We start from the raw sequence: 15,083 nt of genomic DNA, 5'->3' as shown, positions 1-15,083 counted from the left end.
TTTGCGCTCTGTGCCGCTGATTTTTCACAGCCGCATTGGGCTACAACGTGAGATCAGCCATTGGGTGGAAACATTCATCATGTTTGGTTCACTCACAGCCCATCTTGCAGCACCTTTAAGCTCCTCAACAAACTTTTGGTCGATTTGTTCCTTGGTAAGTGGAAGCTCATTTACGATATTCTGCACTGCACCATTATTGGAGCTTGCAACAGCAATATTATTTTCCGTAATGATCTCTGGAAGTACGCCAATAGATGCGTTGTCAAAATATATTGTCTCTTTTGTTCCCTTGATTGACTTGTCCCTTAGTTTGGCAATACCATAAGCCTGTTTTACAATTTTTCTTATCCATTGCCATTCCCCTATCTTCCGTTCATCACCCAGGCAAACCCCTTAGCTGTCCGCAAAGCAGGCTCTTTAAAATGCCCGCCCTTGTTCCATTCAAGGGCGCATTCGATACCCTGCCCCGTCAGCAAATCATAACTCTCACGGATACAGTTGCCCACCTTTGACATGACCGCATTTTTCGTCCTTTCTTCTTTGTCACCAAGGCTGAGATAAACAGTGTCGCATTTTATCTTATTCTCTTTCATATACCCCACAAAATCAGGAAACCACACCGACGGAGAAGCCGCCGCAACGCCTGAAAATTTCTCCGTTTGAAACGCCGCCCACAAGGCAAAAAGCCCTGCCAGAGAATATCCGCCAATGTAATAATTCTTGCTCTTGTCCGAGCAAAGCGTTAATATCTCCGCCAGAGTGTCTTCCGCTCCATTGCCGAAGCCCTCATTGCCAAATACCGCAGGGGCGTTCCAAGGCGATAACTCATCGTTCCAATCCTCGACCTTCACCGCAATAAGCTGAAAATCCACACTCGTGAGCTTTTTTATCTCTGCCACCTCATTTTCTATCTCAGGCAGATCATGGTCGCCCACAGGCTGGATAAGAACAATATCAGCATTTTTGTCGCCATAATAATGGTATGTCATTTTGCCGTCACCTCTGTAATGTATCTCACTTCAAGTACCCCTTTACAACGCCAACAAATTCCCCTATATCCGCAAAATAATTAGGATAAGCCTCACTTAGCCTTGCGAAAGAAGAAAACCTGACAAGCACATTGTCCGTCCTATCGTTTCTGCGATATTTCGTTTATTTACAGTATATCACATTATCCGCAATATTTCAACAGCCCTCAAAATCAAGCCCTTTTAATCGTGTAGCACTACAATAATTGTACCACATTGCAAAGTAAAATACTTGAAATGACATACGGAATATGGTATAATAACACTATCTAAAAAACTATCGGAGGAAAATTATATGGGATTATTTGATAAACTTCGTGAACCTGTGGTACTAAAAGAGGACAGCAGTGCGAAAAAACAACTTGAGCAGCTGGACTTTTATTCAAAGCTTGCACCTGAAAGTGTCAAGGAACAAATAGAACAGGACAAAAAACTTGTTTACTATGGCATAAAAGGCGAAGAGGCATTGATGTTTGAGCTGAAAAACAGTCATATGCCTATGTATATTCTTCACGATATTTTCTTTGAAGAAAATGGACTTACAACGCAGATAGACTATATAGTAATCACACGAAAAGTGATACTGATAATTGAGTGCAAAAACCTCTATGGAAATATTACTGTTAATAATCAGGGAGATTTCACTAGAACCATTCAATTTGGAAAACGCTATCATAAAGAAGGTATATATAGCCCTATAACTCAAAATCAGCGTCATTTGGATATGATAAAAGAAAAGCGTCGAAACACTAAAGGCTTACTCACCAAGGCTATTTTTGAACATTATTTTGACGATACATATAAGTCAGTAGTTGTTTTAGCTAATCCAAAAACCATAATTGACATGAAGTATGCACCTAAGGATATAAAATCCAAGATAGTTAAAGTTGACGGACTTAACAGCTATATAAAAAGACTGAATGACGAAAGCCGAAACGAAAATATGTCAGATAAGCAAATGAAAGAATTGGCTGATTTCTTTCTGCAAAGCAGCATTCCAAATACTACTGACTATACTGCCAAATATCAGTTTGAAGTCAATGAGGAAAAAACAGTTACTGTAAAGGAAGAGCCAATTCAAAACACATATTTTGACAGCATTGAAAATTCACCTGTATATAAAGCATTAAAAGACTATCGCTACAAACAAAGTGTTAAGGAAAAAATCAAGCCATATTTCATTTTTAATAATGCTCAGCTTGAAGAGATAATAAAAACTAATCCTCAAACTTTAGAAGAACTAAAATCAATAAAAGGCTTTGGTGATGCCAAATGTCTAAAATACGGTAAAGATATTCTAATGATATTGGGAGATTATTGATATAACAATAACTAACTTCAGATATATCCACCGATACAGCCCCTCTGTATCGGTATTTTTCTGCCCCAACGCCCCTATCCGCCCCACCTCTATTGACATTTCCCCCGTCCTGTGCTATCATAAAAAAGAATAAGTTAGTCACAACTATCTTAATAACACCGCAGGAGGAAGAAAAATGGATATGAATGAAAAACCAAAGCTTCTTAAAAAGATAAAGCCTGTGAGCAATATCTCAAACAAGATAGTAGTAATGGAAAAATAACTTTGACTTCCCACCCCCGCCATGCTATAATGATAAAAAAAGAGGTGACCCCACATGACCAATAAAGCATACTACCACCTGCCGGGGCTTTTCGAGTTTTATGACCTTTACGCCGCTTTCCTGCCCATATTCCGTGAGCATAGAGATTATTTCTATGACTGGTGCGAAATAGGCTCTGTCTATGGCGCACCTGCCGACTGTATATGGGGCGGTGGACGAGCAGGCTTTGGCGAACATTCTCCACAAGAAGTCCTCGACCTTATGAAAGAATATAACATCTCCTCACGGCTGACCTTCAGCAATTCCCTGCTAAGAGAAGAACACCTTTCAGACAAAAAATGCAATGACCTCTGCAGGCTGTTTTCCCAAAGCCCGCCTCCACAAAACGGCGTGATAATATGCTCCGACCTGCTTCTTTCATATCTGAAAGAGAATTATCCCCACCTCTATTTTGTGTCCTCTACCACAAAAGTCCTCACCGAGTTTTCTCAGCTTGTAAACGAGCTTGATAATGACGATTTTTCATATGTAGTCCCAGACTTTCGCCTAAACAAAGCCCTGGATAAACTCTCCGATCTCACCGCTGAGCAGAAAAACAAAGTGGAGTTTCTTTGCAACGAGTGCTGTTATATAGGCTGTGCAGACAGAAAAAACTGCTATGAAAACGTCAGCCGCAAAAATCTTGGCGAAAACTGTCCCGACCATGTTTGCAAAGCACCAAATGCCGCAGAGGGCTACCGCTTTTCAAAAGCCATGGAAAGCCCTGCCTTTATCGGCATAGAGAATATCCAAAACACCTATCTCCCCATGGGATTTTCAAACTTCAAAATAGAGGGCAGAAGTTTAGGAAGTGCCATTATCCTTGAATTTCTGCTCTACTATATGACAAGACCTGAACATCAGCTAAAGGTCAGAGAGCAAATTTATCTCGACAGTATGCTTGACCTGTTATGACTATTCTTCACATCACATATCTCCCATATCACAAGAAATATGTCACAAAGCTCATGTTACCCATGGCTTACTTGGAAACAAAAATCGAAATAAGTGTAAACAATGCCACTTTTTTGTTGAAACAGCCATTATAATATAGTATAATAACACAGTGCTTTGTCACAAAAAAGTTATAGGAGAATTTACATGAAAAAAATTATCGACATATTTCTGCGTTCTTTGCTCACAGGCGTGGCAATAGCCATAGGCGGAACGGTCTATCTGTCCTGCCCTAACAAATATCTGGGAGCATTCCTTTTTGGCACAGGACTTTTCGTGATACTGTCTTTCGGCTTTAATCTCTTCACAGGAAAAGTCGGATATGCAGTTGAAAACAAACCCTCTTATCTCGGTGAGCTTGGTTTGATATGGCTCGGCAATTTTGCAGGAGCCGTCCTATCCGCCCTGCTTATTACCCAAACACGCATATCCACCATAAGCGACAAAGCCACAGAGCTTTGCAATATAAAGCTTGGGGATAATATCACAAGCGTTTTTATCCTATCATTTTTCTGCGGAATACTTATGTTCGTTGCCGCAGACGGCTATAAAACTATCCAAAACCCTGTGGGACAGATACTTGCAATATTTCTCCCCGTTGTGGTCTTTATCCTCAGCGGCTTTGAACACTGCGTCGCTAATATGTATTTCTTTACCATAGCAGACTTATGGAGCATTAAAGCCTTTGGCTACCTTATTATAATGTCCCTTGGCAACTCCATTGGCGGAATACTTATCCCCCTTCTGCGAAAAGGCTTTGTATCAAAAGCATGACGCCTGTTTTTATAGGCTTATATAACATATAAAAAAAGATACCGCAGTTCAAAAAGAACTGCGGTAAAAAAATGACTTCTGCTCTCAGGAACACAGTAAAGGGGGTATTATGAAAAAACAAATAAAACAAAGGAGTCAATAGTAAACATAAGATAACAAATAAAACACAATTTAATCAACTTAGAAGGAGTGTGCAGAAGTCATAAGGCAATACCGCACAAGGCACGCCTGTCGGCTTTGTACGCAATCTGCTTGCAGATTTTCCGCCATATCGCACCAAAGCTCCTTGAAATACGCTAGTATTCCTGCGTCGCTTTAGCACAATCTGACGAAAAATCTGACGGCACATCTTGCGCACAATCCTTGTGCGGTATTGCCTTGATTCGTTCCTGATGTATGTATTATATCACACTAAAAACCATTTGTGGTAACTTTTTTTGGATAGTTGCGACTTTTTTTAAAAAAATCTGCACTCCGAAAATCCCAAAGCTTTCAGAGTGCAGTTTTATCTTTTTCTGTAGAGGCGAACAGCGTTTGCCCCTTCCCACGTCTATCTGAATTGTCGCCTGTCTATCAAATAATATCCGCCCTGCGTTTACCTATCTGTGCAAACTCTTTGCGCCGTATGATAAAGTAAGCCACTGTTACCGCAGTGCCTGTTATCACCCAGGAAACAGGGTAAACTATCATAAGCATAAGATAGCTTCTGTGAGCCGCATAAATCGTGTTCACCCACACAAGCCTGAACACGCAGGTGCCAAGCACAGTTATGACCGCAGGTGTCATAGAGTGACCCATTCCCCTAAGACAGCCGCCCGATATTTCGTAAACGCCCGTAAGAAGCTCCAGCAGGCAAACTGACCACATTCTTATCATTGCGTAGTGTATAACGTTCTCGTCCGTTGAGAAGATCTGTATAAAAAGGTGTCTGCCAATAAGGAATATCATACTCAGCCCAAGACAGCTTGCAAGCCCGATAAAGGTGCAAAGCCTGTATATCTTTTTACAGCGTTCCTTATCCTGAGCCGCAAAATTCTGACTTGTAAATGTGGTCGCAGTCTGAGCGAAAGCGTTTATCACAAAATATGCCATGAACTCAAAATTCTGTTCCGCTGTGCTTCCGGCGATACCGTCTGAACCAAAGCTGTTTATCGCCGCCTGTATCACAACGTTTGACAGCGAGAAAACCATGCTCTGCAAACCAGCCGGCAAGCCTATCTTTATGATTCCGAGGAGATATTCCCAGCGTATCCTGAGCTTTCTGACATCAAGTCTTAGCATCTCCTCCTCGTGAGTAAGAAAGTAAAGTATCATGCAAGCACTGAAAAAGTTTGATATAACAGTTGCCGTTGCAACGCCTGCCACGCCCATTTTGAACACGATCACGAACACAAGGTTCAGAATAACATTTATAACGCCTGCGGTGATAAGAGCGTAAAGAGGTCTGGTGCTGTCGCCCTTGCTTCTAAGCACTGCCGAACCAAAGTCATATATCTCGATAAAAGGCATTGCAAAGAAGAATATCCTGAGATACAGCGTTGCAAGCTTTAAAACATCGTCAGGCACATTCATCATGCCAAGGAGTATCGGCGCAAGTATCTCGCCTGCACCCAGTATGATAAATCCGCTTATGACCGCCAAAAGCACCACCGTATGTACAGCCTCGTTTGCCTTATCTTTTCTCCCCTGACCTATAAGCCTGGCCACCACAACGTTTGCGCCGACAGAAAGCCCCAGAAAAAGGCTTACAATAAGGTTCACCAATGAAGAATTGCTTCCAACCGCCGCCATGGCTTTGTCACTGTCAAATCTGCCCACCACCGCAAGGTCAGCGGAGTTAAAAAGCTGCTGCAAAATACTTGACAATGCAAGGGGCAGTGCAAAAATAACGATCTTGCCCACAAGCGGACCGTTTAACATATCTATTTTCTTATTTTTCATACCGGATCTTCTCTCATCTTTCAACTAACTATTTCTCACACCTAATATTATATCACACCATCAAAGCTATTTCAATACTCGAATTTGCACATAAGCACACACAGAGATGTGTAAAAATCTAAACATTACGACCATTTGTACATTTTTTTGAACTCTTTGCCTGTTGACAAAGGCATGAAATGGTGTTATAATAATATTCCACGGGAGGTGAGCAGTATGGCGATAGACAAAAAAGGCACAAAGCAGATAGCCGACAACCGAAAGGCACGTCACGATTATTTCGTGCTGGAGCAGATAGAGTGCGGTATCGAGCTTGTGGGAACAGAGGTCAAGTCTATAAGGAATGGCGGCGTCAATCTGAAAGACAGTTGGTGTTCTATTGAGGACGGAGAGATGTGGGTCAAGGGTATGCACATATCCCCTTATGAACACGGCAATATTTTCAACCGTGATCCACGCCGAGAGAGAAAGCTGCTGCTCCACAAACGTGAGATACTGAGGCTGTTCGGAAAGGTACAGCAGGAGGGTCTTACGCTTATCCCGATGTCGCTTTATTTCAAAGGCAGCAGAGTCAAGCTTGCACTTGGGCTTTGCAAAGGTAAAAAGCTTTATGACAAGCGTGACGACATGGCAAAGAAAGCCGCACAGCGTGACATAGAGCGTGCCATGAAAGAGCGAAACTAACATGGGGGTGTAAAGGTTTCGACGGGGGTTTTGAAGCACGATAAGCGAGTAGAGGAGCGCACACTCTTTAAACGGCGTACGTTTTAAAATTAGACGACAACGATAATTTTGAATTAGCTGCTGCTTAAGTCAGCGCTCGTCTTGCCTTAGAGTACCACGGCTTTGGTAAAGGCGTCGATCAGTGGTGAACGTTACAAAGCGACGGCTGTAGCCTTGTGATGTATCACAGCCTACCAAACACACAGGCGTGTCTGTTTGCCTTTGTGCAAGGGAACGGGAGTTTTCCGCAATAACAGAATACACTCGTAGAAGTTCGTGGGGATAGGCTTTCGGACAGGAGTTCGATTCTCCTCACCTCCACCAGCAGGGGCGTGCCCCTGCACCCAAATCCGCTATCATTTACGGTAGCGGATTTTTTTGTCGCCGCCAATGGGTACGATACGCTGGGAAAGATACGATATTCGCCGTGGTGGGCATTTCCCGTCAAGGGTTTTTGTAAACACACAAAGTCACCGCTGTGATAATTTGTGTGTCACTTTTACAAATTCAGGGGCGTGCCCCTGCACCCGATCCGCTTTACTTTGTGTAAGGCGGTTTTTTTATTACCGCTCATGGATCATTATTTATAAACCTAACTTTGTTATTTCACCATGTCAGACGCTGATATAATAAAAAAGAGTGCATTACCACCTCATCAGATAATGCACTCTTAAATTTTACCCTATTTCTCCTCCAGCCCGCTGAGCGAAAGCCTGCTCTCCATTTTCTGAACAGTCTTGCTCTCCTGCTTTGCGATCTTCGCTTCAAACCAGAAGGTCGAGCCTTTGCCCTCCTCTGATTGAACGCCGTATGCAAAGCCGTGGGCTTTGAGTATCTCCTGACAAATGGAAAGTCCAAGTCCTGTGCCTACCACGTCACGCTTTACCTTTGCGTCACGGTAGTATCTGTCAAATATCTTCGGCAGAAGTTCCTTAGAAATGCCCTTTCCGTTGTCTGTTACTTCAATACGAACCACATCAGCCTTGTTTATCTGCTTGATACGAATGACCTTGTTGTCACCTGTGTAGTTTATAGCGTTGTTTATAAAGTTGTAAATGACCTGATCCAGCTTTGCAATATCCGCCGTTATCACTCTGTCCTCGTCTGGGATATACTTGATATCATAACCATTTTGCTCTATGAGTATCTGATATCGAGTCATGCAGTCATTGAGCTTGTCAACTATAGAGAAGTCCGTGAGTTTCAGCTCCGCATTGCCCGACTCCAGCTTTGAAAGCTCCAGCAGATTATTTACCAGACTTGAAAGCCTGTCAGCCTCGTCGATAATGACTTGGATATGCTCCTGCCTCTTCACAGGATTATCCCCCGACAAGTCCCTTATCATTTCCGCATAAGCCTTTACCATAGTGAGCGGTGTTCTCAGGTCGTGAGATATGTTCGCAATAAGGTCTTTCCTAAGCTCCGATACCTTTTGTATCTCGTCCTTGGCACTGTTAAGCACCGTGGAAAGCTCCTCTATCTCACAATAGCCATGACCATTGAACTCCACCGTATAATCCCCTTCACCGAATTTCTTCGCCGTGTTCGTAATGTCAACGATTGGCTTTGAAAGTCGCTTTGAGATATACATAGTTACAATAAAAGCAAGCTCAAAAAGTATGATAGTGATATAAATGAGCTGTTCTCTTATAATGCTTACAGTGGAATCTATCGGCTCTATTGAGCTTTCAATGAAAAGATACGCCTGCTTATCCGAATCATCAGTGTAGATAGACGTGCAGTAAAATATCTCCTTGCTCTTGAAATTCTCGTTCTGAGCAATTTTCGTGATGTAGTTATCGTCCGACTGCTTTAGCTTAGATATCATCTTGAAAAGTCCGATGCCATAGCCCTTGTTTATGACTTTGTTAAGATGAGAATATGCTCCCATGTTGTTTTCCATCACAAGAGGATTGCCCATTTCGTCCGTTATAACGATGCAAAGGCTGTTGTCAAAAGCCAGCGAGCGGTTCGTTACCTCCTGCTGGTCAGTGCCATATGCTTGGATTATCTGATTTGCAGCGTCTGTAATATCTCTTATCTTCGCCGACTGATAATATCTTTCCAAGAAAAAATACTGAAAAAGCCAAATAAGAATAAGAATAAAAGCCGTGAAGAAGATAAAATACATCCACACATATGACCGCAGACTTCTTTTCGCCTTTATCTCCGCTGTCTTATTGCTGACTTTTTCCTTGACTTCTGCAAGCTTACTGGATCTTTTCAAACTTATATCCCATTCCTCTCAGAGTAACAATAAGATTGCGGTATTTTCCAAGGCTGTTTCTCAGCATTTTTATGTGAGTGTCCACAGTTCTGTCGTCACCATAAAAATCAAAGCCCCATACCTCTTCAAGAAGCTTCTCTCTTGAAAGCGCAATGTTCATGTTCTTCACCAGATAGAAAAGCAGGTCATACTCTTTCGGAGTCATGGAAACCTTCTTCCCGTCTATCTTTACCTCACGGGCTGTAAAGTTTATCTCTAATCCCTCGTATCTTATAACGTCCTCAGTGCGCTGAGAAGCTGACGCACGGTTAAGCACCGCCCTTATCCTCGCCATAAGCTCCTTTGGCGAGAACGGTTTTACTACATAATCGTCAACGCCTATCTCAAAGCCGAAAAGCTTGTCATACTCCTCGCCCCTTGCGGAAAGCATTATAACAGGTATCTGCTTTATTTTTCTTATCTCCTTGCAAGCTGAATAGCCGTCAAGCTTCGGCATCATAACGTCCATTATGATAATATCGAAATCCTGATTTTTCACCATTTCCACAGCCTGCATACCGTCCTCAGCCTGAGCCACCTCATAGCCCTCAAACTCGGCATACTCCTTTATTATCTCTCTTATCTTTATCTCATCATCAACAACAAGTATCTTTGCCATAAGTATTCCTCCATATTCAGGCAGCACCGCACAAGGAACGCCTGTCGGCTTTGCACGCAATCTGCTTGCATACAAATCTTGTGTGTTGCTACCTTAATTCATATTCTTTGCTTATATAATAACCTATTATTGTGTAAAATTTGTGACGGTTTATAGAATATTCTAAGCCATACCGCACCAATTCACAAGAAAACTGCTGCCCGCCAACCAAAATGGTATGACGGGCAGCAGCTTATATAGGAATTTGTTATGGAAATGTCAGAAAATCAGCAATGTCCCATCATAATGAGAGCCATAAGACAAAAACCTGTTACGATACAACTCATTGCGCCCATGATGTTGTCAATTTTTTCTGCTGTAAGCTTTTTCATAGTGATTACCTCCTTGGGGTATAAAATAAACTATTCTGTTCTCAGTGCGATAACAGGGTCTTTCTTTGCCGCAACTCTTGACGGGAACAGACCTGCGATAAGCGTCAGGCAAACGCTTATTGCAATGAGTATAACTGCCGCACTGACAGGTATTGAAGCTCTTATCGGCACGTCTGTAAGATGTGCGATTATCATGTTTATCGGTATTGTGAGCAGATAGGAGATAATTATTCCCAATGCACCTGCTACAAATCCCACGATAACTGTTTCGGCATTGAACACTCTTGATATATCCCTCTTTGAAGCACCTATACTTCTCAGAATACCTATCTCCTTTGTTCTTTCCAAAACTGAGATGTAGGTTATAATGCCTATCATGATAGATGATACCACAAGTGAAATTGCAACAAATGCGATAAGAACGTAGCTGATAGCGTTTATGATAGAGGTGATAGAACTCATCATAAGACCCACATAGTCAGTGTATTCTATCTTGTCCTCTTCGCCGACACTGTCGTTGTAATCGTCGATAATATCTATTATCTTTTCCTTTGAAGCAAAGTCCACAGGATAGATATTTATGCTGTCAGGGTCTTCAACAACTGAATAGCCAAGAGTTTTCATGTTGTTGTCATAGTTTGAAGTGGAATATTTTCCGCTGTTTGCAAGCTGATCCGCATTTGTGTCGGACTGTTCTTTGAGCATTTGCTTCATAAGCTCCATTTGCTCGTCAGAAAGTGAAGCTATATACTTCTTCTGAGTTTCAGTAAGCGATGACATATCACCGCCCTGAATTGCTGACATATCCATTGAACCCATGGCATTCATGCCCATATCTGCAAGCTCGCCTGTATCGGAAGCACCGCTCTGCTCCATAAGAGCCTTATACTGCTCCTCGGTCATTCCCTCAGGAATTTCCATAGAGCTGTCGCCTGCCACCAAACCAGCCTTCTTATCTGCGTCGGAGCTGTCTGCTGTTTTGTCAGCCTTGCTTTCTGTATCGACTGTGCTGTCGGAAACGGTTTCTGAACTGCTGTCTGTATCTGCCGCATTCTCGTCCGTTTTGAACTTAAGTCCTGTGAAAACATCTATGTCAGGGTTTGCTTTCTGCTCTTTTACTATCTCGCTGTTATCTACTTCGTCGATAAGATATGTCATAAGGTCATGACGATAGCCTATGGCACCGCTTATGGAAGCAGAGGAAGCGTCCTCGTCAGGTCGCAGGATACCGACTACACTTATTTCTGTGCCGTTTGCAACAGCCTTTTTCATGTAGCTCTCATCGCCTGTCATATCTTCCCACACACCGTCTTTTTTCTTATAGAAATCAGGTGTAGGAACGACCTTGAATTTCAGGTCAAGAAGCTCATCGTAGGTGTAAACGTGCTGTTCGCTGTCAACGGATATATCCTCTCCTGCCATGGCACGTCTTACTATGCCGTTAAGTGAGCTAGGGTCGAGAAGTCCGAGAGAATAAAGCACATAGTCGTTTATCTCGTTGTTCTTATCAACTACAAGCACAACTTCGTTATACTTTTCAGGCAAACGTCCTGCGATAACGTCATACTGCTTGTCGATAAGCTCCTCATTATCTATCATTTCGCTCCATACGTCAGTACCCATGCCCATCATGCCACCCATTGAGCCACTCATGGACATTGCTTCCATCTGAGTTGAGGACATATATCCCATATCTTCAAGAAGCGTTGACGGATTGACCTGCATTACACCGCTGTCACTCTCCGTAAAAACGTTAAGTGTAGTGGCGTATGTGTACTGAACGTCGCTTGTAAGGTCTTTCAGGTCGCTGTTATCGTCAAGATATTTCTTGAACTTCTCCAGATTGTTGACCTTTGTTTCTTCCATAAGAGTGTTTATCATCTCGCCCATGGCATTCTGAGAATAGACCTTATCTTTATCGTGGTTTGCTGAATCCTCATGGTTTTTCGCCATGGTGTTCATTATCTCGCCTATACTTGCGGTGGTCTTTGTTATCTGAAGCGGATAGCTTGAAAGTGTATCAGACTGCACCTGATCTATATAAAGCTGAACACCGTTTGAGATAGAAAGAATAAGTGCGATACCGATTATACCAATAGAGCCTGCAAAAGAGGTAAGAAGCGTTCTTGCCTTTTTTGTCATAAGATTGTTTCGGCTCAAAGACAGCGCAGTGAGGAAGCTCATGGAAGTTTTAAGCTTTTTGCGCTCTTTCTTCGCCGCCTTTTTGTCAGCCTTTGTAGGCTCTTTTTCAGGCTTTTTGATAGGCTCAACAACATTCTTGTCAAGAGGGTCGGAATCGTCTATGACCTTTCCGTCAAGAAGTTTGATTATTCTTGAAGAATATTTCATTGCAAGCTCAGGATTGTGAGTTACCATTATAATAAGCTTGTCCTTGGAAATGCTCTTCAAAAGCTCCATTATCTGCACGCTTGTTTCAGTATCAAGCGCACCTGTAGGCTCGTCTGCAAGCAGAATGTCAGGCTCATTCACAAGTGCTCTTGCAATGGCAACTCTCTGCATCTGACCGCCTGACATCTGATTAGGCTTTTTGTGGAGCTGGTCGCCAAGACCCACCTGCTCGAGAGCCTTGACGGCTCTTTCACGTCTTTCTGACTTTGAAACACCTGAGAGGGTCAAAGCAAGCTCAACGTTTGAAAGCACTGTCTGGTGCGGTATAAGGTTATAGCTCTGGAACACGAAGCCTATGGAATGGTTTCTGTAGGAATCCCAGTCGCGATCCTTAAAATCTTTGGTAGATTTGCCGTTAATGTTAAGGTCACCGCTGGTATATCTGTCAAGGCCGCCGATAATGTTCAAAAGAGTGGTTTTACCGCAGCCTGACGGGCCGAGGATAGAAACGAACTCATTCTCACGAAAATCAATGCTGACGCCTTTAAGGGCAGAGACGGTGGAATCACCAACGACATAATCTTTTTTTATGTCCTTTAAACTAAGCATATATTTTCTCCTATTTTTGTTATTGTAAAGATATTATAATAGGGTTTTATAAACTCAGTTTAAACATAACACAGTTTTGGGTGTAAAAATTGTCGGAGGGGGGTTAAGTGAGGAGTGAGGAGTGAGGAATGAGCATAGCAGACCAAAGTTAATTACAAGCATAAAGTAAAAATTAAGCACCGAGCGAAGCGAGAGATAAAGCGCACGCTCAAGCCCGGCGCTAGAGGGCTTGTGGGGTCTAGGGGCAAAGCCCCTAGCGGAGTTTGAGGCAGAGCCTCATTCGGCGCAAGCCGACAAGGTGCAGATTTAATGAAAAATAGCATATAGAAGTCAGATATTAGATGAAAGTGATATCGGAGAATTAAATCTGCACCGCCTTTCTAGCCCTAAGCGCAATGTAAATACGCAAAGAGCGGAGCGATTTTGCGGAGGAATAAACTATCCCAAATAACTGTAGAGGCGACCTTTTGTCACCCGTGTTCAGAATTTGTTATAATTTCAGAATTGTAGGGGCTTGGCGAAATTTCTGTTCGCAAGCTCACAGAAATGCGACAGCCCGCTCGAAGGAGCGAGGTTTGAATTTTTTTCACAAGCCATGCAGGGGGACAAAGGCTGTCGAGGGGGCGGGACGTCGAGGGCGCCGTCCCCTACAAGCGTGATAGGATAGTTTTTTGTTCTGTCCTACAATGGTTGTAATCGTGGACTTGTTTCTTCGACGGGCGAACGCTGTTCGCCCCTACAGATTTGTTGCCGTAAATTTGTGGTTTTGTACGATTTTTATTCAGTTTTCAAGCTTCAAACAAGGTGCAGGAAGTGCTTTTCTGTGCGATCAGAACCTCTCATCGTGTTCACCTAACTCACGTTGACAAAATGTTTCCTCATACACTGCTACCTTGCAGGATATTCAATTTGGGATAATACCCCTATACTTATCCCGAAAAGCACCCCTTTTGTTGCATAAAAAATGCAACAATTGCAGAAATGTTGCCAAATTAAAATATAAATCATTTGTTTGCACAAGGCAATACCCCTGAAATTGTGCAGGATCAACATGGAATTTTGAACTAAATGTGTCTTGACATCGTTAATATCACGTTAATAAAACAGTGATATAATAAAAAAAGCAAAGTGAACGGAGGGGTAAAAAATGTTTCACATACTTGTGGTGGAGGACGATACTAACACTCGCAAACTGACCTGTGATGTGCTTAGCGACAACGGCTACACACCTATCGAGGCTCGTGACGGTATAGAGGCTCTCGAAATAATGGACGAAAAACACGTTGACCTTATTATAATGGACGTTATGATGCCTCGTATGGACGGCTTGGAGCTTTGCGAAACTATCCGCAAGGCTGGGTTTCAGACGCCTATATTAATGGTGACGGCTAAGGAAACGGCTTTTGACAAAAAGCAGGGCTTTATAAAAGGTACGGACGATTACATGGTGAAGCCTGTGGACGAGGAGGAAATGCTTCTGCGTATTCAGGCACTTTTGCGACGTTCACAGATAGTGAGCGACCACAAGATAACCGTGGGCGACACCACTCTCGACTATGATGCACTGACTATCAAGACCCCTGAGGGCATAAGAGAGCTTCCACCGAAAGAGTTTATGCTTCTTTACAAGCTTCTTTCCTATCCCGACAAGATATTCACCCGCCGTCAGCTTATGGACGAGCTTTGGGATATGACCTCAGACACTGACGAGCGCACTGTGGACGTACACATAAACCGCATAAGAGAGCATTTGAAGAATAACCACGATTTTGAGATAATGACAGTGAGAGGGCTTGGCTACAAGGCGGTCAAGCTGAAAGGATAGGC

At 42.8% G+C, this 15,083-nt stretch carries 11 protein-coding genes and 1 other RNA gene; 6 read left to right on the top strand and 6 right to left on the bottom strand.

Annotation, left to right across the window (positions count from 1 at the left end; translation table 11 throughout):
* Positions 1 to 24 precede the first annotated feature (24 nt).
* On the bottom strand, positions 25 to 186 hold the full coding sequence (locus DW015_RS13550) for a hypothetical protein (protein ID WP_207659340.1): 162 nt from the start codon (positions 184 to 186) through the stop codon (positions 25 to 27).
* A gap of 176 nt (positions 187 to 362) precedes the next feature.
* Entirely contained in the window at positions 363 to 989 is a 627-nt protein-coding gene (locus DW015_RS00725; protein ID WP_117903462.1) for an esterase, read from the bottom strand.
* 334 nt (positions 990 to 1,323) lie between these two features.
* Here DW015_RS00725 and DW015_RS00720 point away from each other — a divergent pair, with 334 nt between their 5' ends.
* The 3 genes from DW015_RS00720 to DW015_RS00710 all read left to right on the top strand — a co-directional run bounded on the left by DW015_RS00720 (position 1,324) and on the right by DW015_RS00710 (position 4,378).
* The gene (locus DW015_RS00720; protein WP_117903460.1) at positions 1,324 to 2,349 is read left to right on the top strand and encodes an NERD domain-containing protein; all 1,026 of its coding nucleotides are present in this window, start codon (positions 1,324 to 1,326) and stop codon (positions 2,347 to 2,349) included.
* 316 nt (positions 2,350 to 2,665) lie between these two features.
* The gene (locus tag DW015_RS00715) at positions 2,666 to 3,565 is read left to right on the top strand and encodes a hypothetical protein (protein ID WP_117903458.1); all 900 of its coding nucleotides are present in this window, start codon (positions 2,666 to 2,668) and stop codon (positions 3,563 to 3,565) included.
* A 186-nt stretch (positions 3,566 to 3,751) separates the two neighbouring features.
* Entirely contained in the window at positions 3,752 to 4,378 is a 627-nt protein-coding gene (locus DW015_RS00710; RefSeq protein ID WP_181979808.1) for a formate/nitrite transporter family protein, read from the top strand.
* Positions 4,379 to 4,951: 573 nt separating this feature from the next.
* Here DW015_RS00710 and DW015_RS00705 read toward each other — a convergent pair.
* Complete coding sequence (locus tag DW015_RS00705; RefSeq protein WP_242993188.1) at positions 4,952 to 6,319, bottom strand: MATE family efflux transporter; 1,368 nt, start codon at positions 6,317 to 6,319, stop codon at positions 4,952 to 4,954.
* Positions 6,320 to 6,535: 216 nt separating this feature from the next.
* Between DW015_RS00705 and smpB the strand changes: the two genes are divergently transcribed.
* Positions 6,536 to 7,003, top strand: a complete 468-nt coding sequence (gene smpB, locus DW015_RS00700) for an SsrA-binding protein SmpB (protein WP_022286588.1) — start codon at positions 6,536 to 6,538, stop codon at positions 7,001 to 7,003.
* Between the two features lie 3 nt (positions 7,004 to 7,006).
* Positions 7,007 to 7,366, top strand: a transfer-messenger RNA (tmRNA) gene (gene ssrA / locus DW015_RS00695).
* A gap of 358 nt (positions 7,367 to 7,724) precedes the next feature.
* Here the strand turns inward: ssrA and DW015_RS00690 are convergent.
* The 3 genes from DW015_RS00690 to DW015_RS00680 all read right to left on the bottom strand — a co-directional run bounded on the left by DW015_RS00690 (position 7,725) and on the right by DW015_RS00680 (position 13,256).
* Positions 7,725 to 9,269: a HAMP domain-containing sensor histidine kinase gene (locus tag DW015_RS00690; RefSeq protein ID WP_242993187.1), complete on the bottom strand. Its 1,545-nt coding sequence runs from the start codon at positions 9,267 to 9,269 to the stop codon at positions 7,725 to 7,727.
* The gene (locus DW015_RS00685; protein ID WP_117896993.1) at positions 9,253 to 9,927 is read right to left on the bottom strand and encodes a response regulator transcription factor; all 675 of its coding nucleotides are present in this window, start codon (positions 9,925 to 9,927) and stop codon (positions 9,253 to 9,255) included. The genes DW015_RS00690 and DW015_RS00685 overlap by 17 nt, the downstream gene beginning before the upstream one ends.
* A gap of 401 nt (positions 9,928 to 10,328) precedes the next feature.
* A complete protein-coding gene (locus DW015_RS00680; RefSeq protein WP_117903456.1) occupies positions 10,329 to 13,256 on the bottom strand; it encodes an ABC transporter ATP-binding protein/permease in 2,928 nt (975 codons plus the stop codon).
* 1,147 nt (positions 13,257 to 14,403) lie between these two features.
* Between DW015_RS00680 and DW015_RS00675 the strand changes: the two genes are divergently transcribed.
* Complete coding sequence (locus DW015_RS00675; RefSeq protein ID WP_117859183.1) at positions 14,404 to 15,081, top strand: response regulator transcription factor; 678 nt, start codon at positions 14,404 to 14,406, stop codon at positions 15,079 to 15,081.
* Positions 15,082 to 15,083: the final 2 nt, after the last annotated feature.

The sequence above is a fragment of the Ruminococcus sp. AF37-20 genome, from assembly GCF_003460465.1.
Lineage (GTDB): Bacteria > Bacillota > Clostridia > Oscillospirales > Ruminococcaceae > Hominimerdicola > Hominimerdicola aceti.
The sequence above is the reverse complement of the archived record's forward strand: the minus strand, read 5'-3'. Positions and strand labels throughout refer to the sequence as shown.